This window comes from Pseudomonas sp. R4-35-07, from assembly GCF_003852235.1.
Classification (GTDB): domain Bacteria; phylum Pseudomonadota; class Gammaproteobacteria; order Pseudomonadales; family Pseudomonadaceae; genus Aquipseudomonas.
On the sequence record NZ_CP027732.1, the window covers coordinates 4,429,409 to 4,454,844 of the forward strand.

General features: G+C 60.1%; 19 protein-coding genes and 2 pseudogenes. 9 read left to right on the forward strand and 12 right to left on the reverse strand.

What is annotated here, in order from left to right:
- Positions 1-12: 12 nt before the first annotated feature.
- Together aruF and C4J89_RS20185 are read right to left on the reverse strand one after the other, a co-directional pair.
- Positions 13-1,032, reverse strand: coding sequence for an arginine/ornithine succinyltransferase subunit alpha (aruF, locus tag C4J89_RS20180; protein WP_124364050.1), 1,020 nt, complete (start codon positions 1,030-1,032; stop codon positions 13-15).
- A 195-nt stretch (positions 1,033-1,227) separates the two neighbouring features.
- Entirely contained in the window at positions 1,228-2,448 is a 1,221-nt protein-coding gene (locus C4J89_RS20185; protein ID WP_124415413.1) for an aspartate aminotransferase family protein, read from the reverse strand.
- Between the two features lie 303 nt (positions 2,449-2,751).
- Between C4J89_RS20185 and C4J89_RS20190 the strand changes: the two genes are divergently transcribed.
- Positions 2,752-8,655 (forward strand): dermonecrotic toxin domain-containing protein, encoded by a 5,904-nt coding sequence (locus tag C4J89_RS20190; RefSeq protein WP_124415414.1) that lies wholly within the window; start codon positions 2,752-2,754, stop codon positions 8,653-8,655.
- 10 nt (positions 8,656-8,665) lie between these two features.
- On the opposite strand, the gene C4J89_RS20195 is transcribed toward C4J89_RS20190, so the two are convergent.
- The 6 genes from C4J89_RS20195 to C4J89_RS20220 all read right to left on the reverse strand — a co-directional run bounded on the left by C4J89_RS20195 (position 8,666) and on the right by C4J89_RS20220 (position 14,021).
- The gene (locus tag C4J89_RS20195; protein WP_124364053.1) at positions 8,666-9,646 is read right to left on the reverse strand and encodes a GlxA family transcriptional regulator; all 981 of its coding nucleotides are present in this window, start codon (positions 9,644-9,646) and stop codon (positions 8,666-8,668) included.
- Positions 9,647-9,853: 207 nt separating this feature from the next.
- On the reverse strand, positions 9,854-10,618 hold the full coding sequence (locus tag C4J89_RS20200; RefSeq protein WP_046069190.1) for an ABC transporter ATP-binding protein: 765 nt from the start codon (positions 10,616-10,618) through the stop codon (positions 9,854-9,856).
- A gap of 27 nt (positions 10,619-10,645) precedes the next feature.
- Positions 10,646-11,758 carry a succinylglutamate desuccinylase/aspartoacylase family protein gene (locus C4J89_RS20205; protein ID WP_124415415.1) on the reverse strand — a complete coding sequence of 371 codons (1,113 nt, stop codon included), beginning with the start codon at positions 11,756-11,758 and terminating at the stop codon, positions 10,646-10,648.
- 1 nt (position 11,759) lies between these two features.
- Positions 11,760-12,458, reverse strand: a complete 699-nt coding sequence (locus C4J89_RS20210) for an ABC transporter permease (protein ID WP_124371614.1) — start codon at positions 12,456-12,458, stop codon at positions 11,760-11,762.
- Positions 12,455-13,144, reverse strand: coding sequence for an ABC transporter permease (locus tag C4J89_RS20215; protein ID WP_078738713.1), 690 nt, complete (start codon positions 13,142-13,144; stop codon positions 12,455-12,457). The genes C4J89_RS20210 and C4J89_RS20215 overlap by 4 nt, the downstream gene beginning before the upstream one ends.
- Positions 13,145-13,235: 91 nt before the next feature.
- A complete protein-coding gene (locus tag C4J89_RS20220) occupies positions 13,236-14,021 on the reverse strand; it encodes an ABC transporter substrate-binding protein (protein ID WP_124405049.1) in 786 nt (261 codons plus the stop codon).
- Between the two features lie 42 nt (positions 14,022-14,063).
- Between C4J89_RS20220 and C4J89_RS20225 the strand changes: the two genes are divergently transcribed.
- The gene (locus C4J89_RS20225; RefSeq protein ID WP_124415416.1) at positions 14,064-14,321 is read left to right on the forward strand and encodes a hypothetical protein; all 258 of its coding nucleotides are present in this window, start codon (positions 14,064-14,066) and stop codon (positions 14,319-14,321) included.
- Positions 14,322-14,672: 351 nt separating this feature from the next.
- On the opposite strand, the gene acs is transcribed toward C4J89_RS20225, so the two are convergent.
- Complete coding sequence (gene acs, locus C4J89_RS20230) at positions 14,673-16,628, reverse strand: acetate--CoA ligase (RefSeq protein WP_124415417.1); 1,956 nt, start codon at positions 16,626-16,628, stop codon at positions 14,673-14,675.
- A gap of 398 nt (positions 16,629-17,026) precedes the next feature.
- On the opposite strand from acs, the gene C4J89_RS20235 reads away from it, so the two are divergent.
- The 7 genes and pseudogenes from C4J89_RS20235 (at position 17,027) to C4J89_RS20265 (ending at position 21,699) form a co-directional block, all read left to right on the forward strand.
- Complete coding sequence (locus C4J89_RS20235; protein ID WP_124415418.1) at positions 17,027-17,296, forward strand: DUF2790 domain-containing protein; 270 nt, start codon at positions 17,027-17,029, stop codon at positions 17,294-17,296.
- Between the two features lie 483 nt (positions 17,297-17,779).
- A complete protein-coding gene (locus C4J89_RS20240) occupies positions 17,780-19,033 on the forward strand; it encodes a ribonucleotide-diphosphate reductase subunit beta (protein ID WP_124415419.1) in 1,254 nt (417 codons plus the stop codon).
- 65 nt (positions 19,034-19,098) lie between these two features.
- Positions 19,099-19,269: pseudogene (locus tag C4J89_RS20245) on the forward strand (HNH endonuclease); the annotation flags it as partial.
- A gap of 73 nt (positions 19,270-19,342) precedes the next feature.
- Positions 19,343-19,990 carry an HAD-IB family hydrolase gene (locus tag C4J89_RS20250; protein ID WP_124365199.1) on the forward strand — a complete coding sequence of 216 codons (648 nt, stop codon included), beginning with the start codon at positions 19,343-19,345 and terminating at the stop codon, positions 19,988-19,990.
- Positions 19,991-20,072: 82 nt separating this feature from the next.
- A pseudogene (locus C4J89_RS27315) lies at positions 20,073-20,207 on the forward strand (MFS transporter); the annotation flags it as partial.
- 54 nt (positions 20,208-20,261) lie between these two features.
- Positions 20,262-21,209: a hypothetical protein gene (locus C4J89_RS20260; protein WP_124415420.1), complete on the forward strand. Its 948-nt coding sequence runs from the start codon at positions 20,262-20,264 to the stop codon at positions 21,207-21,209.
- Positions 21,210-21,318: 109 nt separating this feature from the next.
- Entirely contained in the window at positions 21,319-21,699 is a 381-nt protein-coding gene (locus C4J89_RS20265; RefSeq protein ID WP_124415421.1) for a helix-turn-helix transcriptional regulator, read from the forward strand.
- Positions 21,700-21,774: 75 nt separating this feature from the next.
- Here C4J89_RS20265 and C4J89_RS20270 read toward each other — a convergent pair whose 3' ends face one another.
- The 3 genes from C4J89_RS20270 to C4J89_RS20280 form a co-directional block, all read right to left on the reverse strand.
- Positions 21,775-23,226, reverse strand: coding sequence for an amidase family protein (locus C4J89_RS20270; RefSeq protein WP_124416052.1), 1,452 nt, complete (start codon positions 23,224-23,226; stop codon positions 21,775-21,777).
- Positions 23,227-23,424: 198 nt separating this feature from the next.
- Positions 23,425-24,162 carry a hypothetical protein gene (locus tag C4J89_RS20275; protein WP_177413015.1) on the reverse strand — a complete coding sequence of 246 codons (738 nt, stop codon included), beginning with the start codon at positions 24,160-24,162 and terminating at the stop codon, positions 23,425-23,427.
- Positions 24,163-24,269: 107 nt separating this feature from the next.
- A complete protein-coding gene (locus tag C4J89_RS20280; RefSeq protein ID WP_124415422.1) occupies positions 24,270-25,328 on the reverse strand; it encodes an MBL fold metallo-hydrolase in 1,059 nt (352 codons plus the stop codon).
- Positions 25,329-25,436 lie beyond the last annotated feature (108 nt).

The window sequence follows — 25,436 nt, forward strand, 5'->3', positions numbered from 1 at the left end:
TTATACCGGCTCTCAAACTGCAACAAGACGCACGCTCGCGCCTTCGCCAACGCCCAGGGCTTCGGCGGCTGCCAGATCCAGGGTCACCGGTTTGCCGGGCGCGTAGTCCAGCTCCAGCATCACCGCACGGTAATCCTGCAACTGCGCGTTGCTGACCAGGTACTGGCGGCCGACACCCTTGAGCATCTCGCCGATCTTCACCGGCACCACGCGGCTCTGGGCGATCGAGCGGATGCCCGAAACCCGCGCGTGCAGCGTAGGGCCGCCGTCGAAGATGTCGATGTAATGGTCGGTTTCGAAGCCCTCGCGCATGAGGATATCGAAGGTGATCTGCGCACGCGGGTGCACCTGGCCCATGGCTTCCTGGGCTTCGTCCGGCAACAGCGGCACGTAGATCGGGTAATGCGGCATCAGCTCGGCGAGGAACGTACGGCTTTTCAGCCCGCACAGGCGCTCGGCGGCAGCGTAATTGAGGTCGAAGAAGTTGCGACCGATGGCGTCCCAGAACGGCGAATCACCGTTCTCGTCGCTGTAGCCGACAATCTCGGTCACCACTGAATCGGCAAAGCGCTCGGGATGGCTGGCGACGAACAACAGGCGGCCACGGGAGTTGAGCTCCGACCACGGCGAACCGACCAGCTCAGGCACCACGTAGAAACTGGTGAGCAGGCTGTTACCGGTGAGGTCGTGGCACTGGGACAACACGTGGATCTTGTTGTGGATCTTCAGCTCGCGGGAGGCGTGCACGAAGGTTTCATTACGGAAACTGTAGAAGGGCTCCGAGTAGCCGGCCGACGCGACGATGGCTGAGCAGCCCGCGAGCTTGCCCGTCTCGGTGTCTTCGAGCACGAAGAAATAGCTTTCTTCACCGTTGAAACTCACCTCGGCCGCGAAGGACGCTTCGCTGGCCGCGATCTTGTCGCTCAGGCGTTCCACATCATCCGGCAAGGAGGTGACACCAATCGGGCTGTCCGCAGCCAGACGCTGTACCTCGCCCAGATCAGCCATTTGCGCGGGGCGCATCACCAGCATGGTGTCACTCCTTAACTCGAAAAAATCATAGGGAAAAAATACCGCAAGGCCAGGCACACCATAGTTCCCAATGTGGGAGGGGGCTTGCCCCCGATGGGGGTGGGTCAGCTACAGATAACCTGGCTGATACACCGCAATCGGGGGCAAGCCCCCTCCCACATTTGACCCGGGTCCAGCCGGCAGAGGGTGTAGTTATCAGGCTTGGGTCAGCATTTTTACGGCACGTTCGAAGCGATCCAGACCTTCGTTGATGTCCGCCTCTTCCACCACCAGGCTCGGCGCGAAACGCACCACGTCCGGGCCGGCTTGCAGGATCATCAGGTTTTCTTTCTCGGCGGCGTTGAACACGTCCTTGGCCTTGCCCTTGAACGCATCGCTCAACACGCAACCGATCAGCAGGCCCATGCCACGCACTTGGGTGAAGATGCCGTACTGCTCGCCGATCTGCTCCAGGCGCGCCTTGAACAGGTCGTGCTTGGCATTCACGCCGGCCAGCACCTCGGGAGTGTTGATCACGTCGATCACCGCTTCAGCCACCGCGCACGCCAGCGGGTTGCCGCCGTAGGTGGTGCCGTGGGTGCCGACCACCAGGTGCTTGGCCAGGTCTTCACGGGTGAGCATCGCGGCAATCGGAAAACCGCCGCCCAGGCTCTTGGCGCTGGTGAGGATGTCTGGCACCACGCCGTAGTGTTGGTAGGCGAACAGGTGGCCGCTGCGGCCCATGCCGGTTTGCACTTCGTCGAACACCAGCAGCGCGTTATTGGCGTCGCACAATTCGCGAGCACCTTGCAGATAAGCCAGCTCGGCCGGCAGTACGCCGCCTTCGCCCTGGATCGGCTCCAGCACCACGGCGCAGGTCTTGTCCGACACGGCGGCTTTCAAAGCCTCCAGGTCGTTATAAGGAACGTGGGTGATGCCGGTGATTTTAGGCCCGAAACCATCGGAGTACTTGGACTGACCACCGACGTTGACGGTGAACAAGGTACGGCCGTGGAAGCTGTTCAGCGCGGCGATGATCTCGTACTTCTCGCTGCCGAAACGGTCGAACGCCACGCGACGGGCCAGCTTGAAGGCGGCCTCGTTGGCTTCGGCGCCGGAGTTGCAGAAGAACACACGCTCGGCAAACGTGGCGTCGATCAGCTTGTGCGCCAGGCGCAGCGCCGGCTCATTGGTGAACACGTTGGAGACATGCCACAGCTTGTTGGCCTGTTCGGTCAGTGCGCCGACCAGCGCCGGGTGGGCGTGGCCCAATACGTTGACCGCGATACCGCCGGCAAAGTCGATCAGCTCGCGACCCGCCTGGTCCCACACGCGGGAACCTGCGCCACGCACGGGAATGAACGCGGCAGGTGCGTAGTTAGGCACCATGACCTGGTCGAAATCGGCACGTTGCACCGGGGCTTGCTCAACGGACATCGGAGTCTCCTGAAGAGGAACGCCTGCCTGGAACTGGCGGGCGATGCAGGGATTGTAAGGACAGTTTTCAGTGCGGCCTTGCCGCCAAGCGACAACTTCTTATAGCGCCAACCCGCGTTTTACGCGGGTTTACGCCAATGCGACAAATAGCGTCGCAATGGCGCAGTTTAAACCGTGCGCCCGCTCCATGGGCAGGTGATCTTCGCAAATTGGCCGAAGCACACCGCGCCAACTATCTACCGCCGTTAATCGAGCCTCGACTGGTCTGCTGGAAACAAACCAACACCGTCAAGGATCGATCCCATGCCGCACCGCGCCACCCCCGACGCCCACCTCGCCATCCTCATGCAGGCCGTTCCCCCGTGGCTGGGCGACGCCTCGCCAGCCCGGCGCACCGCCCTGGGCGAGCATTCGCCGAACTTTCCCGACTGGTACACGCACGCCAGCGCGGCCCAGCACAAAGAACTCAAGCGCCTCAACGGTGAGACCTGGACCCATCAGAATCGCCTGGACAAAGCCCTGGCCGGGCTCAAAAGCGCGGAAACCTTTGGCGCCGAGTTGCTGCAAACGGCGCTCAAGCGCCAATACGGTCTTGACTTGGATGTGCGCAGCACCTGGCTGCAGCTTTACGTGCCCTTGACCGTCGCCGGGTTTCGCGTGAAAGCCGGGGCTTCGCGCACCTGGAGCGTGTCCCTGCTCAACGCCGCCCTGCACAACTTCGAACCGGATGAGGCGAAACCCAATGCCTATGAACGCAATTCCGGCTTCAGCACCCAGCCCAATGCCGTGGGGCAGTTCCAGACACTGCCGGCGATTGCCGAAAAAATCAGCACCGCGCAATTCGCCACGCTGTGCCGCGACCTCGATATCGGTGGCCGCTACCAGCGCTACCTCGAAGATTACCTGGGGATGACCAACCCAGTGGCCAAGGCCGTCCTGCAAACCCGCGTGGAACAGACCCAGGCCAGCGCGCTCAAGCTGTCGTTGTACATGGCGCTCCTCAAGAGTGATATCACGCAAGCCGGGTATGACGCGGTCCATGGCCTGATCGATCGCGGCAATAACCTCTCGACCCTGGTCGCCCATGAACTGGTGATCATGTCCAGCCGCCTGACCGGCATCGTGCTGTTTGCGCAGAATCTGGAGGCAAGCCGTGAAGCCGTACCGGTGATCGCCTATATCCCCGATGACCCGCAACATCCGATCAAGCAATACGCCAGCGCCCAGGCCTTTATTCAGGCGCTCACCACGCGGCTGCGCTCCACGGATTTCCAGCACTTCTTCAGCCGTTTCGTCAGCCACGCCGACCTGGGACGTTTTTTCGCCGACCTCACCGGCCGCTTGAGCGAAGTGACCTGGCATCCGCATACACCGGGCGACCCCTTGCCCAGCTGGCGCAAAACCGACGTCGAACGGCCCGATCTGCAATGTCGCGGCATCGCCATCCAGCAGCCCCTGTTCCAGCACCTGCACCAGATGAAGTTGAGCAAGCTGCTCGACGACGCAGGCAGCCAAGCCGTGTCCACCGCAAGCGTCAACCGCAAGGCCCGCTGGGAGCGCTGGGACCTGGTGAAGAAAATCGCCTCGGTGGTCCTGCAAGTGGCAGCCTTGATTGCCACCCCCTTTGTCCTGCCCCTGGGCCTGCTGACGCTCGGCTATACCGCCTATCAACTGTTGGACGAAGCCTTTGAAGGGGTTATCGACTGGGCTGAAGGCCTGACGCGCGAAGCCTTCGGGCACACGCTGGCGTTCGTCGAGCAACTGGTGCAATTGGGGTTGTTTGCCAAGGGAATCCCCATCGCCCAAGACCTCCTGCGCAAAGCATTGCCCGCCGCCAGCCAGCGTTTTATCGACGGCCTTATACCGGTGACGACGCCCGACGCAAACCAGCGCCTGTGGAAGCCGGACCTGGCGCCCTATCGCCATACATTGACGCTGCCCAAGACGGTGCGCCCCGACCCGCAAGGCCTGTACCGCTACAACGCCAAGTGCGTATTGCCCCTGGGCGAGCACCTTTATAACGTCGGGCAGGACCCCGCCAGCCAGCGTTATTTCCTGCTCCATCCCACACGGCCGTCCGCCTACCAGCCCCGGGCCATGACCAACGGCCAGGGTGCATGGCTCACCGAAGTCGAACACCCCCTGAGCTGGGACAGCGCCACCTTGATGCGCCGCCTCGGCTACCCGGCCGAGGGCCTGAGCCCCGCTCGGCTGCAACAGGCACGCAGCGCCAGCGGCACCCACGACAACGCCTTGCGCAAGATGCACCTGGGCCAGCAAACACCACCGCCCCTGCTGGCCGATACGCTCAAGCGCTTCCAGATCGACCAGGCCCTGCAAGACTTCATCGCCCAGATGAACAGCGACGATCCGACGGTTTTCAGCCAGGCGGATACCCAGACCCAGCTGCAGGTCTTGACCTATCACGAGCTGTGGCCAGCCTCCAGGACCTTGCGTTTTCTGGACGACAGCGGCAATACCCAATGGGAATTTGCCGGCCAACCCGGCGCCAGCGTGGTGCAGGTCCACGAAGCCCAACTGGAAAAGGGCGATTTATTGCACATTCTGCTGGAAAGCCTGACCGAACCTGAACGCAAGTTACTGCTGGAAGAACCCGCCGACCAACCAGCACCTCACACCCACCTGCGCGTTGCGGCCTTGCGCAAAAAAATCGCGCGCCAGGCCTACGACAAACGCTTCTCCCTGTTCGACTCGCACTACCGCACGGCAGAACGCGTCCATAGCCCGTCACTGCAAAAGATCATCGATGCCGCGCCAGAACCCGGCCTCCCCACCGCTGTAGCCGAGGAGCTGCTGGCCAATGCCAGCGGGGAGGAGTGGCGGGCCATCGACCAGGGCAAGGTACCGGCACAGATTGTCGCGCAGGCCGCCGCGGCCCAGTTGGATGTGCGCACCACCCGCGCCTATGAAGGCTTGTACCTGGACGCCGTCGACAACCCGGACACACACCTGCTCACCCTGTTGTCGCTGGAACGCCTGCCCGGATGGTTGGGCAACCTACGCCTGGAAGTGCGCCAATACCGGGTCGACGGCCCACTGCTGGAGGCCGTCGGGGCCGAGGATGCGCCCCTCAAACGAACCATCATCCATACAGAAACAGGCCGCTACACCCCTGTCGATGAAAAAGGCCCGGTATTTGGCGACGGCGATTTCTACACCGCCATTCTCCAGGCCATCCCGGACAACCAGCGCGACGCCCTGAATATCCACATCGCTCAAGGCGAACGCCTGCGCCAGGCCGTAGGTGAACATGTAATAGGGCGCGACCGCTTGCGCGCATTGCTGGGTAAGGACACTTACCGCAAGCCCACCTATGACCCCAAGGTCATGCGCTTGCGCGGCGGTATGGAAGGCTATCGCGCAGGGCCATCAGCTGCGCCGGAACCGACCCTGGAACAGCGCGCTCACCATCTACTTCCCAGCCTCAACCGGGAGCAGATCAGCGAACTGATACAAACCCTGGAAGGTCGGCCAGATGGCGCCCTGTCAAGCCTGATCACGCTGCAAGCCGAATACAACAAACTGGACACCGACCTGGCCGTCTGGGAGCACACCACGTCGCCCTTCCACCCCGTAACAGAGATACTGCTCACGCCCCAGGAGTATCAATACGCCCGGCGCAATCGCGCGCTATGGGCTCAGGAGATCAGGCGCGGCTGGCGTCAGGAAACCGATATCGATCCGTATCATGAGCAGCTCGCCCTCAATGGCCATACATTGCAATTGACGATGCCCATCTACGGCGAGCTGCCCTTGCTCACCGCGCGCTTCGAGCACATCACTCTGTTGGAAATGAGGGGCGAAGGCACCGCATTGGAGATCAACGATTTTGTGCAGTTGTTCCCTCGGTTGCGCCACCTGAACGTCAGCCGTTTTTCCCTGGGGCGCCTTGCCCCGAGCATTCCGCAACTGCGCCACCTCAACGCACTGATATTAATTGTCTGCAACATCACGCTGACCGAAGAAAGCCAGGCAGCCCTGGGCGGTATGACCCGGTTGGTGGCCCTGGACCTGTACAACAACCCCCTGGGCCTCACCCCCAGCGTCGCCAACATGCCCCAGTTGCAAGACCTGGACCTGAGCCGTACCGGCATCAGCGAGCTCCCAGCGGGCATACTCAATCGGCCCGAGCTGGAGCTGGCGGTGCTTTCCAATAACCAGATCCACGAGCTGCCGGCAGCGCTGTTTGATTTGCCGGTTGCCACCAGCCGCAAATTCGACCTCTCCAGCAACCCGCTATCGCGAATGACCCTGCAACGGGTCAAGGCCTACCACCAAAGGACCGGCGGCCGCTGGGAGATTGACGCCCCCCGCGCAGACATCGAGCAGGCCAGACGCCTGTTACCCACCCTGAGCGACGATGACATCAACCAGCTCATCTTCGAGCTGCCGGGGGACCTGGATGCTGGCCGCGCCGCGCTGGCGCAACTGGAAGTCGACTATCTCAGGATTCGCCAAGACCTGCTGCCGTGGGCTGAAGACCCGCAAGCCTCCGCCCGGGAGCGCACTTATCGCTCACTCTTCGTGGACATGCTTGAGGCGGCCTGGCGCCGGGAAACTGAACTGGATGAACATGCCCATGGGAACCACCCGTGCTACAACCTCAGGCTGCCATACCCCATCAACGGCGATATCCCCACCCTGCGCACGCCGCTCACCCACATCTCATCACTGGCAATGACCGGCAATGGCGCCACCGTGCAACTGGGGAACTTCCTGCGCAGTTTCCCTCGGCTGGAGCGGCTGTCCATCGAACGCTACGCCCTGGGTCATCTGCCCAAGTCCCTGCCCCAACTGGCGCAGTTAACCCATCTGCGCCTGGACCGCTGCGGCCTTACACTCAACCCCGTCAGCGCCCAGGTGCTGTCCGGCATGACCCAACTCAAACACCTGGATCTGGCGAACAATCGGCTGAGCTGGCTGCCGGACTTTAATCGCCTGACAAACCTGGGCAGCCTGTCGCTCAGCAACACCGGCCTGCGGGAGATCCCGTTGGCGCTGCTCTCCCGCACCGTCGTGCGGACACGGGTGGATCTGAGCCTCAATGCCGTCGAGCACATCCCCGCACAAGGCTTCGGGCTGCCCGCCACCCTCAGCGCCGCCTTTGACCTATCCGGTAACCCACTGTCCCGACAAACACTGGAACGTCTGAAAGCCTACTGCCAAGTCACCGCCGAACACTGGAATGTCCAGGCACCTCAACCACAGCTGCAGCAGTTACAGGCGCTGTATCCGACGCTCGACACGCGCGAAGCCAGCCGTCTGTACTTCCAACTGCCCGGCGACCTGAACGCCGCCGCCCCCGAAATCGCGCGCCTGGGCGACGAATATCAGCAGATGCAAACCCGGTTGCAGGCCTGGGCCCTGGACGTTCCGCAAAGGGATCCTTTGCTCGATACTCCGCTGGACGAAGACACCCGAGCGCAAGAGCAGATCCGTCGCCTGCACTTCAAAGACCTGCTCGAACGCTGTTGGCGCCGCGAGGGCGAACTGGATGACTCCAACGGCGTTACCCGCCGCCGCTACAAGCTGGTGTTTCACGGGCAATTATTGGGGGATCTGCCGGCGCTGACCGCGCGCTTCAACCATGTCAGCCTGCTGGAGATCATCGGCGACGGTACCAATCAACAGGTCGATGGCTTGCTCAGGTGCTTTCCCAACCTGATCAGCCTGACCCTGGAGCGCCACACACTAAGAGACATCCCCGCCACAGTGTTCCAACTCGGGCGCCTGCGCGACCTCAAGCTGGCAGAAAACCATATTCGCATGACGCCCGAGAGCAAGGAGCAGCTCTCACGCCTGGTCCACCTGGAGTACCTGGACATGAGTGACAACCCGCTGAGCCTGACACCTGATGTTCGCAACCTAGGACGACTGACGTCGGTCTACCTGCATCGCTGCGGGCTGACACTGGTGCCTGAAGGGCTCTTCAGCCTCGACCGCCTGCGCGTCGTGGACCTGAGTGATAACGAAATCGTGGAATTACCCAGCGATCTGCTGGAAATGCCCCTGCCGCTCGATGACGATTCCGACTTGAGCGGCAACCCGTTGTCCGAGCAAAGCATCACGCTGCTGCGCAACTACTATCGCCAGACCGGTTACGAATTGGGCGTAGACGAAGCGATGTTCGACGAGTTCGGCGTGGCGCTGCAGGTTCCAGGTACACCGGTACCGATGGAGGAATAAACCGCGCGTCTCAGCCGCGCTCGGACGGCACGGACGAGAGTTCGAACGGGCTGCTGCTGCGCCGCTGGTTGCGGTCTTCACGCGGGGTGGCGCCAAAGAAGTTGCGGTAGGCGCTGGAGAAGTGCGGCCCCGAGGAGAAGCCGCAGGACAGGCCGATCTGGATGATCGACTTGCTGGTTTGCATGAGCATCTGGCGGGCTTTGTTCAGGCGCAGTTCCAGGTAGTACTGGCTGGGGACGCGATTGAGGTACTGCTTGAAGATCCGCTCCAGTTGTCGTCGCGACACGCACACGTGCTGGGCGATTTCATCGGTGGTCAGCGGTTCTTCGATGTTGGCTTCCATCAGCAACACCGCCTGGGTCAGCTTTGGATGGCTGGAGCCCAGGCGGTTTTGCAGCGGGATGCGCTGGCGCTCGCCGCCTTCGCGGATGCGCTCCACCACCAGTTCTTCGGAGACCGCACCGGCCAGTTCGGCGCCGTGGTCACGGGCCAGCACCGCCAGCATCAGGTCGAGTACCGACATGCCACCGCAGGCGGTCAGGCGATCACGGTCCCAGTCGAACAGATGGCTGGTGGCGATGACCTTGGGGAAACGCTCGGCAAAATCATCCTGCCAACGCCAGTGCACGGCGGCGCGGTAGCCGTCGAGCAGGCCGAGCTGGGCCAACGGGTACACACCGGCCGACAAACCGCCGATCACACAACCGGCGCGCACCAGCTGCTTGAGCGCCGAACTGAGCTGGGAAGCAATGACGGTCGGCGGCTCGTCGGCCAGCAGGAACAGTTTCTGGAAGCCTTCCAGCTTGCCGGCCCACGGTTCGCCCGGCAGTTGCCAGGCGCCTTCGGTGGCCGGCTCTGCGAGCAAAAACGACAGCTCGTAGACCACGTCCGGATGCACCCGCTGAGCAACGCGCAAGGCCTCCTCAGCCAGCGCAAGCGTGAGTGCTTTTGTGCTGGGCCAAATCAGGAAACCAATTTTGTGGGCGGTCATGGAAGGCTATCCGAAGCGAGTAACGGTAATGAAGACAAAGGCCAATGCTAGCCCGTAAACCAACACAAATCTCAAAAACCATGAAGATCCCATGTGGGAGGGGGCTTGCTCCCGATAGCGGCGGATCAGTCAGCAAATGTGTATCTGATGTACCGCTATCGGGAGCAAGCCCCCTCCCACAGGGTGCAGCGTCTCCAGTGAAGTGGGTTATTTCAAGCTGCCGGAGAGGAACTGCTGAAGGCGCACAGACTGCGGATTCACCAGCACTTCACGCGGGTTGCCGCGCTCTTCGACGATACCTTTGTGCAAAAACACCAGCTGGTTGGACACCTCACGGGCAAAGCCCATTTCGTGGGTTACCACCACCATGGTGCGGCCTTCCTGGGCCAGGTCCTGCATCACCTTAAGCACTTCGCCGACCAGCTCCGGGTCGAGGGCCGAGGTGGGTTCGTCGAACAGCATCACCTCCGGCTCCATCGCCAGGGCACGGGCGATCGCCACGCGCTGCTGCTCGCCGCCGGACATGTGGCCGGGGAACGCATCCTTGCGATGGCCCACGCCAACCTTGGCCAGATAGTGCTCGGCCTTTTCACGGGCGTCTTTTTTCGACATGCCCAGCACGTGCACCGGCGCTTCCATCACGTTTTCCAGCGCGGTCATGTGCGACCACAAGTTGAAATGCTGGAACACCATGGACAGGCGCGAACGCATGCGTTGCAGTTGTTTAGGGTCGGCGGCTTTCATGGCGCCGTCTTTGTTCGCGACCAGTTTCAGCTCTTCGTTATTGAGCAGAATCTTGCCGGCGTGAGGTTGCTCCAGCAGGTTGATGCAGCGCAAAAAGGTACTTTTGCCCGAACCACTGGAGCCGATGATGCTGATCACATCACCGGCAGCGGCGGCCAGGGACACGCCTTTGAGCACTTCATGACTGCCATAGCGTTTATGCAGGTCTTGGACTTCAAGTTTGTACATGCGGTCGGTTCTCACAAAAACAGGTGGTCAGTCGTTGAGCAAGCGCCCGTGACGCAGCGCTTCGCGCCCCGCCACCTTGGCCAGCCAGAAACCCGCTTGGGCATAACGCAGCCGTTCAACGGCGAACAACACCCCGGACGTGCCCGCGCAGACGATGCTGACGCGGTCGGTCAGAGGATCAATCACTTCAAAAATCGGTTCGCCGGTTTCAACCCAGTCACCGGCTTCACGCAGGTAACTGATCACGCCGGCGTGGGGTGCGAACAGCAACTCGGTGCCCTCGAAGGGCATGCCTTCACACGCCTCGTGCTGCGGCGAGGGCCACTCGCCCTTGATCAAGCCTTGTTCGGCGAGGAACGCCAGGATGCCCTCGGCATGAAAGATCGCCTCGTCGCGGCCGGTGTCGGCCTGGCCGCCCAACTCCAGGGTTGTCGCCAGACAGGCCAGCGGGATCTGCGCCTCGGGGAACGCCCGGGACAAGCGCAGCCACGGCAGCGAACACGCCTCGTCAAACGAACTGCCACCGGAATCTTCCGCCAGCAGGCCGACTTTTACATTCAAATGCGCCGACAGCGAACGCCACTGTGGCCAGTGCTGGGGCAGCGCGTACATGTGCAGCGCGGCTTCGGCGTCGCAGTGCAGGTCGAGGACGATGTCGGCGGTGCAGGCATGGCTCAGCAGAATGCGCTGCATGCCTTGCAACTGACTGCTCGGCGGCGCCAAGGCGCTGAGCACGTCGCTCATGGCCTGACGGATCAGGCGCACATTGGCGTGGGGGTCATCGCCCAGCTTGCCGTGCAGACGCTCGGCGACGGGCGCGCTCAACTCGACGAAATCGCGGTTGAAATTCTTGCCGCTGCCGACCTCGAAACGCCCCTGGTGGCTGCCCTGCAGCAATTGGCCCAGGCCCATCGGGTTGGCAACGGGCACCAACTCGATCACGCCATTGAGCGCCCCTTGGCGTTCCAGGTCGGTAAGGCGTTTTTTCAACTCCCAGGCGGCGCGCATGCCGGGTAACTCATCGGCGTGCAGGCTGGCCTGGATATAGGCCTTGCGCTCGCCACTGCCGAAACGGAACACGCTCAGCTGGCGCTCGCAACCCAGGTGGCCCCAGGGCAGCAGGTGATCGATACGTTCCATATCAATGCTTCCGTGGAGCCAGGTAGCTCAGCCAGCGGCGCTCGGCCAACTTGAACAGGCGCACCAGGATGAACGTCAGGCACAGGTAGAACGCGCCGGCGGTGATATAGGCTTCAAACGGCAGGTAGTACTGGGCATTCACCGTGCGCGCGGCGCCGGTGATGTCGATCAAGGTGACGATGGAGGCCAGGCTGGTGGTCTGCAGCATCATGATCACTTCGTTGCTGTACTGCGGCAGCGCGCGGCGCAGGGCCGACGGCAACAGGATGCGACGGTACAGCTTGTAGCGCGACATGCCCATGGCCTTGGCCGCTTCGATCTCGCCATTGGGCGTGGCCTTGAGGCTGCCGGCGATGATCTCGGCGGTGTAGGCGCTGGTGTTGATCGCGAACGCCAGGCACGCGCAAAACGTGGCGCTGGACAGCAACGGCCACAGGAAGCTTTCCCGCACGGCCTCGAACTGGGCCAGGCCGTAGTAGATCAGGAACAGTTGCACCAGCATTGGTGTGCCGCGGATCACATAGGTGTAGAGCCATGCCACGCCGTTGACGATCGGCTGCTTGGACACGCGCATCAAGCCCAGGGGCAAGGCGGCGAGCAAACCGAAGAACAGCGAAATGGCGAGCAGTTTCAGGGTAGTCAGCAAGCCGCCAAGGTACAGCGGCATGGCCTCCCAGATGACGTTGTAGTCGAAGATCATAGATCAGCCGCCCTTACGCCTACCGAGTAGCGCTTCTCAAGATAGCGCAGGGCCAGCAACGACACGCTGGTGATCACCAGGTACATCGCCGCCACTGCGAGGAAGAAGGTAAAAGGCTCGCGGGTGGCGTCGGCCGCCTGCTTGGCCTTGAACATCATGTCTTGCAGGCCCACCACTGAAATCAGCGCGGTGGCCTTGGTGAGTACCAGCCAGTTATTGGTGAAACCGGGGATCGCCAGCCGGATCATCTGCGGCACCATCACCCGGAAAAACACCTGGAAGCTGCTCATGCCATACGCCAGGCCGGCCTCGGCCTGCCCCTTGGGAATGGCCATGAAGGCGCCGCGGAAGGTTTCCGACAGGTACGCGCCAAAGATGAAACCCAAGGTGCCGATACCGGCGGCCAGGGGGTTCAGGTCAATATAGTCGTCAAAGCCGAGCATCGGCGCGACGCGGTTAAGCAAGTCCTGGCCACCGTAGAAAATCAGCAGGATCAGCACCAGGTCGGGGATCCCGCGGATCACCGTGGAATACAGGTCGCCCAGCCACGCCAGCCAGCGCACCGGCGACAGGCGCAACGCGACCCCGATCAGACCCAGAACAATGGCCAGGGCCATGGACGACAAGGCGAGCTGAAGCGTCAACCATGCGCCATCGAGGATGACGGCCCCGTAGCCTTTCAACATGATTCAGGTCCTCGAAAAGGGGGATGAAAAAATGGCGCAAACTTCAGAGTGTTCTGTTGCTTGCGCCATTCGGACAGACAGCTGCGACTATTTACTTGGCATCAGCGCCGTAAATATCGAAGTCGAAGTACTTGTCCTGGATCTTCTTGTATTCGCCATTGGCACGGATCGCGGCGATAGCGGCGTTGATGCGCTCCAGGTTTTCCTTGTCGCCTTTGCGAACCGCGATGCCTACGCCGTCGCCGAAGTATTTGACGTCGGTGAACGCGGGACCTGTGAACGCGTAGCCCTTGCCGGCGTCGGTTTTCAGGAAACCATCCTGCAGCAGGGTGGCGTCGGCCACGGTGCCGTCGAGGCGACCGGCTTGCACGTCCAGGTAGATTTCGTTCTGGGTGCCGTAGGGAACGATGGTGGCGCCCTTCGGTGCCAGGACTTCCTTGGCGAAACGGTCATGGATCGAACCACGCTGCACGCCGATCTTCTTGCCTTTCAATTCATCCAGGCTGTCGCTGACGGCAGTGCCTTCCTTCATCACCAGGCGAGCTGGGGTCAGGTAGTAGCGGGTGGTGAAGTCCACGGATTTCTTGCGGTCTTCAGTAATGGACATGGATGACAGGATCGCGTCGATCTTGCGCACTTTCAGCGCCGGGATCAGACCGTCGAATTCCTGCTCGACCCACGTGCACTTCACGTCCATCTGCTTGCACAGGGCGTTGCCGATGTCGTAGTCAAAACCGACGATGCTGCCATCCGGCGCCTTCGAGGCAAACGGAGGGTAAGCGGCTTCGATACCAATTTTCAGCGGTTTGCCTTCAGCGAAAGCCTGCATGGACAGCACGGACAGCGCCAGGGCGCCCAACAGCACGAGTTTCTTCATCTTGGGACTCCATCGGTATAGGGCAAAACAGCAGTATGAGCCATGGCCCACGATGCGGCGAAGGTGAAACCGAAAGCGGTGCAGCGTCCTGCGCCAGTGCGTGCCAGCGACGACGAGCGAGTGATCGGCATTCTAACGACAGGCTGGAAGCCGATATTTCCTCAATGCGACAACAATTTACAGAAGCACCGAGAAAGCGGTTCCTACTCATTGACAGCCTCTGAATTTTATGCAGAGACAAAAGATATTAAACCAGCTGATGCTGCAAATTGCGGGCCTATTATTCGCAAACCCTTCTAGCACGGCAAGGGTGGCGTTTAATCTTATTTCAAAGGGTGTCTGAAATGCGCTTTTCAGCGGGACAAGCGTAGCGCTTTGCCTCAGGTTTGGGTGATGGGTTACACATTCCGGGTTATCGGTAACATTCAGAAACGTCCTACGTAATAAACCGATATTTATTGGGCTGGCGAGGAACCAAATGTGGGAGGGGGCTTGCCCCCGATGGCGGTGAGTCAGCTACAGATAAGCTGACTGACACACTGTTATCGGGGGCAAGCCCCCTCCCACATGGGATTTTCAGTGGTTTTGAGAGATCACAAAAAAGCCCCACCCGGCCTGCGCCGAATGGGGCTCTTTCCCACCAACCCCGCCTTACGCGACGTTCATGGTCTTGTGCGTCTCGATCAAATGCGCCACCACCCCTGGGTCGGCCAGGGTGGAGATATCCCCCAACCCGTCATACTCCGCCGTGGCAATCTTGCGCAGAATCCGCCGCATGATTTTCCCCGAACGCGTCTTCGGCAAGCCTGGCGCCCACTGAATCACGTCCGGTGAGGCAATCGGGCCGATTTCCTTGCGCACCCAGTTTTTCAGCTCCAGGCGCAGTTGTTCGGTCGGCTCTTCGCCACCGATCAAAGTGACATAGACATAAATGCCCTGCCCCTTGATGTCATGCGGCACGCCGACCACCGCCGCTTCCGCGACTTTTGGGTGTGCCACCATGGCGCTTTCGATCTCGGCCGTGCCCATGCGGTGGCCGGACACGTTCAACACGTCGTCCACACGCCCGGTGATCCAGTAGTAGCCGTCCTCGTCGCGCCGCGCACCGTCGCCGGTGAAATACATGCCACGGAAGGTCTTGAAGTAGGTATCGACGAAACGGTCATGGTCGCCAAACAGCGTACGCGCCTGGCCCGGCCACGAATCGAGGATCACCAGGTTGCCTTCGGCAGCGCCTTCGATCAGGTTGCCGAGGTTATCCACCAGCGCCGGCACCACACCGAAGAACGGCCGCGCCGCCGAACCCGGCTTGAGCGCATGGGCGCCCGGCAGCGGGCTCATCATGTTGCCGCCGGTTTCGGTCTGCCACCAAGTGTCGACAATCGGGCAACGGGATTGGCCGACATTCTTGTAGTACCAGTCCCAGGCTTCCGGGTTGATCGGCTCGCCTACCGAGCCCAACAGGCGCAGGCTGCTGCCATCGGCGCCTTCAACGGCGGCGGTGCCCGATGCCATCATGGCGCGGATCGCGGTGGGCGCGGTGTAGAGGACATTGACCTTGTGCTTGTCGACGATCTTCGCCACCCGGGTGATGTCCGGATAGTTCGGCACACCTTCAAACAGCAAGGTGGTCGCGCCATTCGCCAGCGGGCCGTAGACAATATAGGTGTGGCCGGTGACCCAGCCGACGTCGGCGGTGCACCAGTAGATTTCGCCGGGGCGGTAGTCGAACACGCGCTCATGGGTCAGGGCTGCATACAGCAGGTAACCGCCGGTGGTGTGTTGCACACCCTTCGGCTTGCCGGTGGAGCCGGAGGTATAGAGGATGAACAGCGCTTCTTCGGCGCCCATCTCTTTGGGCGCACACACGGTGCCCGCCACTTTCATCAGGTCTTCGTACCAGATGTCGCGATGCTGGTTCCACTTGATCGTGCCATTGGTGCGCTTGCACACGATGACCTTCTGGATGCTGCTGGTTTCCGGGTTGGTCAGCGCGTCATCGACGTTGGCCTTCAGCGGAATCTTCTTACCGGCGCGGATGCCTTCGTCGGCAGTAATCACCACCTTCGACTTACAATCGATGATGCGACCGGCCAGGGCTTCCGGCGAGAAACCGCCGAACACCACGGAATGAATCGCACCGATGCGGGTGCAGGCGAGCATGGCGACCACAGCTTCGGGGATCATCGGCATATAGATAGTCACCACGTCACCGCGATGCACATCCTGGCCGCGCAGGGCGTTGGCGAATTTGCAAACTTGTTCATGCAGCTCGCGGTACGTGATGTTGCGGCTCTCGGCAGGGTCATCGCCCTCCCAGATGATCGCGATCTGGTCGCCACGCTCGACGAGGTGACGGTCCAGGCAGTTGTAGGAAACGTTCAGGGTGCCATCGGCGAACCACTTGATGTCGACATGGTGATCGTCGAACGACGTCTGCTTCACCGTGGTGAAAGGCTTGATCCAGTCAAGACGCTTGGCTTGCTCGCGCCAGAAACCATCGGGATTGACCACCGATTGCTGGTACATCGCCTTGTAGGTCGCCTCGTCGGTCAGCGTGTTGGCTGCTACTTCGGGGCGAACGGGGTACAGGGAAGCCGCACTCATCTTTCTTACCTCGGTGACATAGTTGTTGTTGTATGGCCCCTGTTGTAGCCGGGGTGGGCCTATAGAACCATTCGACGATGGTAGTAACAAGACCCTACAAATTACCCAGCTATGCCCAGCTGCCGCTCTGGCCCGCGCCCCGTGGCGCTTCGCGGGTTTCTGAAAAAACCTTCATCGGGGGATTGTTACAAAAACTGCCAAAAGTGTTTATCAAAACCACGGGTATATGAATATAAGCCGCAGGCCTAGAATCAACCCCGTCAACACGACACCGAGATTAACACCGCAACAGCCCCCACGAAGGCAACGTTAATCCGAACTTCCCAACTCTCAAGTTACACACGCGGCCTCACAAGGGCCCCGTGACCCCTTTCGCCCTGAAGAAGGTAAATAGAGAAATGAAAGCGTTATTAGTTTTAGCCCTCAGCAGCCTGTGCGCCACCGCCGCCCTGGCCGACGAGGCCCCGACCGAGCTGGCTGGCCAGAACGCCCCGATTGTTGAGGACTATACCTACAGCACCCACTTGGACGTCGCTAAAGTAGTCTCCATGAGCAACATCCCGGAAGTATGCGAAGTTGTACCGGCGAAGATGGAATATGAAGATTCGCAAGGTCAACGTCATATTCTTAATTATCATGTAATGGGTAGCGGCTGCTCTAACGGCTGATTATTGGTTAGTGGATTCTTGTTCGCCGCAAGAAATCGTTCTTGCGGCAAAGAGCCGGTCCTTAATCCACCGCCCTCCCCTCCACAAAAAAACATCCCACCGCCCGTCAAAAACTTCCTACCCCGCCAACCCCCTGCAAACCCTCGCCCTGGCCCAAATAGCAGCCTTTTTGTCCGCTCACCGGGACAATCCGCCACAACACAAACCCGAATTTTTCCCTATAATGCGCGGGTAAATCGGGCCTGCAATATCCCTTTACACAGGGATGAAGAGCCAGACCTGAGGCCTCCGCTGGAGCAAGCCCCCGCCGCTCCGCACCTCAAGCCTCATGCAGAACCCGTAACCCAATTGCGTTTAATGCCTGCGCTAGCTGCTGCAACAAACGATTCCTTAAGATCCACCGCGGCCCGAGGGCCGTGTGAACACCCAACCATCCGGTTTCACACGGGCACCTTTGAGCCCTCACGCAGGAGACGACACGTCATGCTGAGCTGGGACGAATTCGACAAAGAAGAAGAAGAAGGCGAAGTAGCCACCAAAGGCGCCAACGCCGGCCACGCCACCGAAGCCAACATGGACCGCCTCGACGGTGCTGGCGCTGCTGCCGCCATCGAAGCCCGCGCCGTCACCGCCAATGACTCCGCCGCCATCGTGCGCGCCAAGGCCGCCCTGGACAAACTCGACGTCGCCGAAGGCCTCGCCGAGCTCGAAGGCGCCTCCGCCCGCGTCGCCGTTGACGAAAAACGCATGATCAACTGCCGCGCCGACCTCAACCAACTCGTGCCCTTCAAGTACGACTGGGCCTGGCAGAAATACCTCGACGGCTGCGCCAACCACTGGATGCCGCAAGAGGTCAACATGACCGCCGACATCGCCCTGTGGAAAGACCCCGAAGGCCTGACCGACGACGAACGCCGCATCGTCATGCGCAACCTCGGCTTCTTCTCCACTGCCGACTCCCTGGTTGCGAACAACCTGGTGCTGGCCGTGTACCGCCTGATCACCAACCCGGAGTGCCGCCAGTACATCCTGCGCCAGGCCTTCGAAGAAGCGATCCACACCCACGCCTACCAGTACTGCATCGAATCCCTGGCCATGGATGAAGGCGAGATCTTCAACATGTACCACGAGATTCCATCGGTCGCCAAGAAAGCGGCCTGGGGCCTGAAGTACACCCGTTCGATCTCCGATCCGAAGTTCGAAACCGGCACCGTCGACACCGACAAGGAACTGCTGCGCAACCTGGTCGCCTACTATTGCGTGCTGGAAGGCATCTTCTTCTATTGCGGCTTCACCCAGATCCTCTCCATGGGCCGCCGCAACAAAATGACCGGCGTGGCCGAGCAGTTCCAGTACATCCTGCGCGATGAGTCGATGCACCTTAACTTCGGTATCGATGTGATCAACCAGATCAAAATCGAAAACCCGCATTTGTGGGATGCCGAGATGAAGGAAGAAGCGACCCAGATGATCCTGCAAGGGACCCAGCTGGAGATCGAATATGCGCGCGACACCATGCCACGCGGCGTTCTCGGCATGAATGCAGCGATGATGGAGGACTATCTGAAGTTCATCGCGAATCGTCGGTTGTCGCAGATTGGGTTGAAGGAAGAGTACCCAGGCACGACCAACCCGTTCCCGTGGATGAGCGAGATTATGGACTTGAAGAAAGAGAAGAATTTCTTTGAGACCCGTGTGATCGAGTATCAGACCGGCGGCGCGCTGAGCTGGGATTGATTCCTGAGCCAAGCAACCTCATTAAGCCCTGACTTGTTCAGGGCTTTTTTATGCGCGGTGAACGGCCATTTCTTGAAGTACATCGCATTTCCCGCCTCGCCCAAAAGGGTTCGGATCGCATCACCAATGCTGTAGCCTTGTGCCCCAATTGCCATCAGCGTTGTCACCGGTCGAGTGACCGGGAGGCGTACACCGAAGGGCTTTACGCCAAGATCGGAAGATTGGCACGGGAGTAGACTCCTGCTGTCACACCTGATGCACATTCAAAAAAATACTAGATAGGACCGAGGCCAACCCGTGAACCCAGACATGCTCGAAGCCGGCCCCGTTGACGCCAAAGTACTTTCCGTCTTTGACTTCGACGGCACCCTCACCCACCACGACAGTTTCGTGCCCTTCCTCAAGTTTGCCTTCGGCACTGGCGCGTTTTATGGCCGGATGGTCAAGCTGGCGGTGCCGGGGCTGCGTTTTTTGGTGCGGCAGATCAGCCGAGATGAGTTGAAGGCGCAGTTGATTCGCACCTTTATGACCGGGGTGGAGAAGGCGTGGGTGCAGCGCAAGGCCGAGGAGTATTGCCAGCGCAATTGGGCGCGGTTGATGCGCCCGGCGGGTGTGTTGTCGGTGGAGCAGGAGTTGGGCTCGGGGGCGGTGGTGACGCTGTGTTCGGCGTCGCCGGCGCTGGTGTTGCAGCCGTTTGCCGATCGGCTGGGGATCCGCTTGATCGGGACTGAGCTTGAGGTGGTCGACGGGGTGTTGACCGGTAAGCTCACCGGGAATAATTGCCGCTGTGAAAATAAGGTGCTGCGGCTTGAGGCGGTGTATGGGGATTTGGGCGAGTATCGGCTGCGGGCCTGGGGCGATACGCGCGGAGATCGGGAGTTGCTGGCGGCGGCGCAGGATGCGCATTTTCGGCATTTTCATGCGAAGAAGAAAAGGCGGGCCCGGTTGCAGCGGTGATGCGGGCACAGGGGTGGCTGGGAGACTGAGGTGATCCCATCGGAGCCTCGCTAAAGCTCGACACCTCCCACATTTGATTGTCATCGGTCCGGTGATTTGCGGGTACCTGCTGATCAATGCCGCGCTGGCGAGCATGGTGTATGCCCTGGCGGCATTGACCGCAGCCGGGGGAACACTGTGCTTCCTGAGTGGACGATGGGTTGCAGGTTCTTGCTGATATTTGCGCAGGTTCTCGCTATTAATAGCCAAACCTCTCACGGACCCGAGCCCCATGAAATTCGACACGGCCTACAGCCTGAGTCTCGATGACAAACTGTCAATCTATGACGTACGAGACCTGAATTTCGACGAAACCGCCGATTTCGATTCCGACAAGGAGCGCTTTCTCTGCCCCAACGATGTGTGCCGTGCGGCGTTTGATGAGGGCAATACGCTGAGCACCTTCAACGCAAAAAACCTCAACTACCAGCGCACGCCCCATTTCAAGAACAAGACCAGCACCCTGCATATCGACGGTTGCCGCTACGCCAGCACGCATAAGAACGCGACCGGTGAAAATGATGACGAGCGCGAGGAAAATTTCCCTTCGGAGTTTGTGCTCACACCACGTCAATACGCACGTAGGAGCCCGCTGACAGGCGCCGAGAACGTCGCCCTGCAAGACCCAACGAAAGCCCCTGCAAATCAAGTCGCCACATCCCACGCCAACAACGACACCACCCCGGATAAAACCAGCGTATTCGCCCACCCGGTGGAATGCTACGTGTCGAATATCGACGACAAGGACAAGCTCAAATCAATGCCGTTGAAAATCGGCGAGCACACGGCGACGTACTGGACGTTTTTCAAGAAAATCGAATACCTGCAAGACAACCAGGGCCTGATCTATTGGGGCAAGATCAAAGCCATCAAGGACTACACCAACAGTGTTCGCATCGATTTCGAAAAGAAGGTATGGCTCGACAAGAAGCCCTACTCAGTCAATGTCTACCTGAGCAAGAAACTGCTCGATAGCTACCGCAAGCGCACGGCATTCCTGGCGCAGATCAAGGCTGCGGCGGGCAGCGAACGACCGTTGTATTGCTTTTTCTATGGCGTGACGCCGCAGCTCAAGCAGGTACCGAGCCAGAAGAACCCCGAACAGACGTTCGGGGTATTCAGCGCGAATATTGAAAACCTGGATCATTTGATCATCCGGGAGGCGCCGGGGATGGAGTAAACGCACACTGAAAAACACCACCCATTGCCCTGAGTTGATGAGCGGTACAAACAACTGTATAAAAACACAGTATAGTTGTGCCTCCCCTGTCGAACCTGGAGAAATCCCCATGTCCTCTCTGGCAATGAGCTCTTACGTAGAACAGCAGATCGTCCTTCATCAATTCACCGCCAAACACTGCGCCCAGGCGCGCATCATGTTGGGCTGGAGCCGAGAAGAGCTGGCGCGCGAGGCTGGCGTGGCGGTGCAAGCCATTCAACAATTGGAAAGCCACGGCGACGTGGATGATGACACTCGATTGGCCCTGGCATTTTGCCTGGAAGCGCAAGGGCTGGTGTTTTTCCCGGGGTTCGCACCGGGGTGGGGGATGAGTAAACGCCGGTTCGACAGCGCGTCGGCCGAACCGGCGGCGCCAGGCCTCCTCTCTCGGTTGCTGGGCTCACCCGCTGCATCAAATGAGTCACCCACTCCCCAACCGAATGGTGCGTAGAGTCCAGCCTGATCAGCGGCAACGCGATGGATTAACCCGCTTTCATGCTGCTTTCAAGCAGAAGCTGAATCATATTCAGACGTTGCCTGCAGGCTCCTCAACCGCGTTATCTGTCATTACGGGTGCTGGCGTAAAGGGCGCGCCAGGGCGGAATGCCGGCTGTTTAATCGCCTGTGTGCCTTGCTCATAAACATAGGCAGCCGACAGCACTGTGGCTTCGTTGTTAGCCGACCCGTAAAGGTAAAGCGCCGTGGGCATCCCTTCATCATCCATCCCGGACGGAATGGACATTCCCGGGTAACCCGCCGCAGCGCTGAAAAAATAGTTGTTTGAGAGGAAGTTCGACACCATCGCATCGAGCCTGTGTTTGTTCATCGGATCATCGATGGTTTTCTGGAAAACCGGAATGACGGCCGCCCACAGCTCATCGCGCTGGTCCTGAGTGCTCACCAGGCCATTGATAAGCTCCAGCAGGTTCTGGTCGGGCTCACCGGGCTGCTGGTGACGCTTATTGAAAGCAATCAGCTCCGAAAGCGATTTGACAGGCAAACCCTCGCGCCCGGCGAGATACTCTTCCAGTTGGTGCTTGACGTCTGAAAATAATGCCTCGTTGTAATCGGCGTAGGTTTGCTCAGCGACGCCATCCTCCAGCGTTCCCACGGGCACCAGGATCGCACCTTGAGACTTCAACACTTCAAGCGCATCCGCGTAATGCTTACGGTCCGCCCGCTTCGCGGGGTCTTTGGCCTCCTCTACGGACAATTCAGGCACAGGCGTGTAGCCAATTCGCTTGCCTTTCAAGGCATCGGAGCGCAGTCCCTCGGTGTAAAGCGTGGTCTCGGTCATGGCGTTGAGCGCTTCTGCCGCATCGCAGACATTGCGCGTGAACGTGCCAATCGAATCCATGCGTGAACTGGTCATGACACCCTCGGAACTCAGCAAGCCCACGGAGGTTTTCAAGCCAAAAACGCCGTTGTAGGCCGCGGGAGTAATGATCGATCCGCTGGTTTCCACCCCTAACGCCAGCGGCACATGCCCCTGGGCTACCGCCACGGCGGAACCTGAGCTCGATCCTGCTACCATCCCGCCCAGGCGATGCGGGTTCAGCGTCTGGCCCCCTCGGGAACTCCAGCCATCCACCGGTAATTCAGAGCGGAAGTTCGACAGCTCGCTCATGTTGGTTTTACCTACAACCACCACGCCGGCCTTCAGCAAGTTGTCCACGACCTTGGCATTTTGAGTGGCGGCCTTGCCCACCAGAGCCTTGGAACCGGCGCTTGTCTGCATCCGGTCCTTGGTTTCGAATACATCCTTGAGCGCGATCGGAACGCCGTGCAAATACCCGCGCACCTGGCCTTTTTCACGTTCAAGGTCCAGCGCCCTGGCTTGCTGGAGCGCATCCGGGTTGGTTTCTATGAACGCGTTACCGCCCTGCAGCCCATGATCAATATTGGCAATTTGTCGGAACGTGTCTTTCACCAGCGATTCTGAGGTGACCCCGCCGCGGCTGGCCATTTCCACAGACATTTGACATGCGCCCTTGAAGCCCTGCGGCGGATTTGAAAGCGCTTGCAACAGGCCTGTCGCCCACCCACCTGCCGAAACTGGTCCGATCATGGAAATACCCCTAATTGACTGAAAGAGAGCTATCGGCCGATAACCCAACACGAGTCTAAGAGGCTGTTCCGGCGTCGCTATCCAGGCGAATCCTGCTGCCCGGTATGATCATTCCGTACCCGGTGTAGGCGCGACAGTTGATAGAAGCTGGCGGTAAGTTCGCAGCAGGACCTGCACGCGATCAGCCGCCCAGCGGGCCCCGTAAAACCAGAGTTGGGTACCATCCTCCAGTGCCTGACAGGCGCTGGGGTATCCACTTCTGCGCGCTGCATGAAACGCCGCACTCTGATCGTCTGACACCAGGCCATCCAAACGATGACTGGCCACGAGCGCATCGATGGCCGTACCGGATTCGAGCGGGTCGTCCGTACGCTGCGCGTCCACTGCGACTAATTGCACACCCGCTTGGCCGAGGATAACGAAGGCACGGTGCAAGGTTGCACGCTGGTCCGTGGGTTCAACATGCCCACCGCGTACGTAGCGGATGGCATAGCCGATGCGCCACCCCGCCAGCACAGGAGAGGCAGTAAAAGCGCTGTTGTTTTGCACCAGGGGCACTTCAACCATCACGGGCCCAGTGGGGTCGACACCACTGAGGGCGACCAGTGATAACTCGGGGTCTCGCGTGGGCTTGATCATTGGAGGCAAGGCGTTATAGCCGGGTATGAGTACCGTCCCCTCAGCGCGTCCTGCACCGAAAACGATAGCACCGGGGCTGGCGTTATCGGTTCGCGCCTGGGTGACGGTTGAAGAACCAGGATCGGCATGCTCGCCTGATACGGCGAGCGACGATGCTGAGAGGCACGGCATGCCCAATCGCCAGAGTTTCTTGCAGTCCTCGTTCATTGCAACGCCCCTCGAAATTAACTTTCCGACGGATCATCGCACTCTCTTCTGACGTTTGTCGCAGAGTCGAAACACCCTGAAAAACACCTTTTTCACAGGCTCTTTAACTAACCCGCAGCCTGTTCTTTCACATCCTGAGTCTCTACCTCCAACCACCACGCATGCCCTCGTTCGGGCTGGTTGAGCCGGAACGCTTGCCCCATCGCCGGCGTAGTAATCGACACATTGCGCTCCCAGGCCAGCGCCATGATGCGGTCGAACGGCTCGTGCCAGGCATGAAACGCCAAGTCGAAGGTGCCGTTGTGAATCGGTAGCAACCAGCGGCCCCTGAGGTCGATATGCGCCTGTAACGTTTGCTCCGGCTGCATATGCACATGAGGCCAGTCGACGTTATAGGCGCCGGTTTCCATCAGGGTCAGGTCAAACGGTCCGTATTGCTCGCCGATCCGCTTGAAGCCGTCGAAATAACCCGTGTCGCCGCTGAAAAAGATCCGCCGCGCGTCATCGATCATCACCCAGGAACACCACAGGGTCTGGTTGCCGTCAAACAGGCCACGCCCGGAAAAATGCTGCGCCGGCGTGGCAACAAAACGAATGCCATCAACCTCGGTGCCCTGCCACCAATCCAGTTGCCGCACCTTGGCGGCGTCCACCCCCCATTTGACCAAGGTGTCTCCCACGCCTAAGGGCGCAAGAAAGTACCGCGTCTTGTCGGCCAATTGGATCACAGCTGTGCGGTCGAGATGATCGTAGTGATTGTGGGAAAGGATCACCGCTTCCAACGGCGGCAACTCTTCCAGGCTGATCGGGGGTTGGTGGAAGCGCTTGGGGCCGGCCCAACTGAACGGTGAGGCGCGCTCGGCGAACACGGGGTCGGTGATCCAGAATTTACCGCGCATTTTCAACAACACGGTTGAATGGCCCAGGCGGAACACGCTGTGATCAGGGGCTGCCGCCAAGTGTTCGCGGGTCAGGGGTTGTACCGGGATGTTGCCCACCGGCCTTGTGGTGCGCGGCTTGTTAAACAACATGTTCCAAAAAATACGCAAGGTCTTGCCAAAGCCACCGTGGGGCACCAGCGCGTCGTTGGTGAAATGCCCCTGGTCGCGCTCGGCAGGCCTGAGCGCAGTGGGTGTCGGGTCAACACGTGTTGAAATCGTAGCCATTACAGAGTGACTCCTGCGTCCGCTCATAATTACACTGCACAGTGTAGTTTCTACATTGCAACAAAACTCGAAGCAAGTAAACTGCCGAGTGTAATTTCATTTTTGAGC

What these genes read in the sequence shown, in the direction of transcription:
- C4J89_RS20270 (WP_124416052.1), bottom strand. Translation starts at nt 23,226, where the DNA reads ATGTCTGTGGAAATGGCCAGCCGCGGCGGGGTCACCTCAGAATCGCTG.
- C4J89_RS20250 (WP_124365199.1), top strand. Translation starts at nt 19,343, where the DNA reads ATGCTCGAAGCCGGCCCCGTTGACGCCAAAGTACTTTCCGTCTTTGAC.
- acs (WP_124415417.1), bottom strand. Translation starts at nt 16,628, where the DNA reads ATGAGTGCGGCTTCCCTGTACCCCGTTCGCCCCGAAGTAGCAGCCAAC.
- C4J89_RS20225 (WP_124415416.1), top strand. Translation starts at nt 14,064, where the DNA reads ATGGCCCACGATGCGGCGAAGGTGAAACCGAAAGCGGTGCAGCGTCCT.
- C4J89_RS20240 (WP_124415419.1), top strand. Translation starts at nt 17,780, where the DNA reads ATGCTGAGCTGGGACGAATTCGACAAAGAAGAAGAAGAAGGCGAAGTA.
- C4J89_RS20260 (WP_124415420.1), top strand. Translation starts at nt 20,262, where the DNA reads ATGAAATTCGACACGGCCTACAGCCTGAGTCTCGATGACAAACTGTCA.
- C4J89_RS20235 (WP_124415418.1), top strand. Translation starts at nt 17,027, where the DNA reads ATGAAAGCGTTATTAGTTTTAGCCCTCAGCAGCCTGTGCGCCACCGCC.
- C4J89_RS20280 (WP_124415422.1), bottom strand. Translation starts at nt 25,328, where the DNA reads ATGGCTACGATTTCAACACGTGTTGACCCGACACCCACTGCGCTCAGG.
- C4J89_RS20265 (WP_124415421.1), top strand. Translation starts at nt 21,319, where the DNA reads ATGTCCTCTCTGGCAATGAGCTCTTACGTAGAACAGCAGATCGTCCTT.
- C4J89_RS20215 (WP_078738713.1), bottom strand. Translation starts at nt 13,144, where the DNA reads ATGTTGAAAGGCTACGGGGCCGTCATCCTCGATGGCGCATGGTTGACG.
- aruF (WP_124364050.1), bottom strand. Translation starts at nt 1,032, where the DNA reads ATGCTGGTGATGCGCCCCGCGCAAATGGCTGATCTGGGCGAGGTACAG.
- C4J89_RS20195 (WP_124364053.1), bottom strand. Translation starts at nt 9,646, where the DNA reads ATGACCGCCCACAAAATTGGTTTCCTGATTTGGCCCAGCACAAAAGCA.
- C4J89_RS20185 (WP_124415413.1), bottom strand. Translation starts at nt 2,448, where the DNA reads ATGTCCGTTGAGCAAGCCCCGGTGCAACGTGCCGATTTCGACCAGGTC.
- C4J89_RS20220 (WP_124405049.1), bottom strand. Translation starts at nt 14,021, where the DNA reads ATGAAGAAACTCGTGCTGTTGGGCGCCCTGGCGCTGTCCGTGCTGTCC.
- C4J89_RS20200 (WP_046069190.1), bottom strand. Translation starts at nt 10,618, where the DNA reads ATGTACAAACTTGAAGTCCAAGACCTGCATAAACGCTATGGCAGTCAT.
- C4J89_RS20275 (WP_177413015.1), bottom strand. Translation starts at nt 24,162, where the DNA reads ATGAACGAGGACTGCAAGAAACTCTGGCGATTGGGCATGCCGTGCCTC.
- C4J89_RS20205 (WP_124415415.1), bottom strand. Translation starts at nt 11,758, where the DNA reads ATGGAACGTATCGATCACCTGCTGCCCTGGGGCCACCTGGGTTGCGAG.
- C4J89_RS20210 (WP_124371614.1), bottom strand. Translation starts at nt 12,458, where the DNA reads ATGATCTTCGACTACAACGTCATCTGGGAGGCCATGCCGCTGTACCTT.
- C4J89_RS20190 (WP_124415414.1), top strand. Translation starts at nt 2,752, where the DNA reads ATGCCGCACCGCGCCACCCCCGACGCCCACCTCGCCATCCTCATGCAG.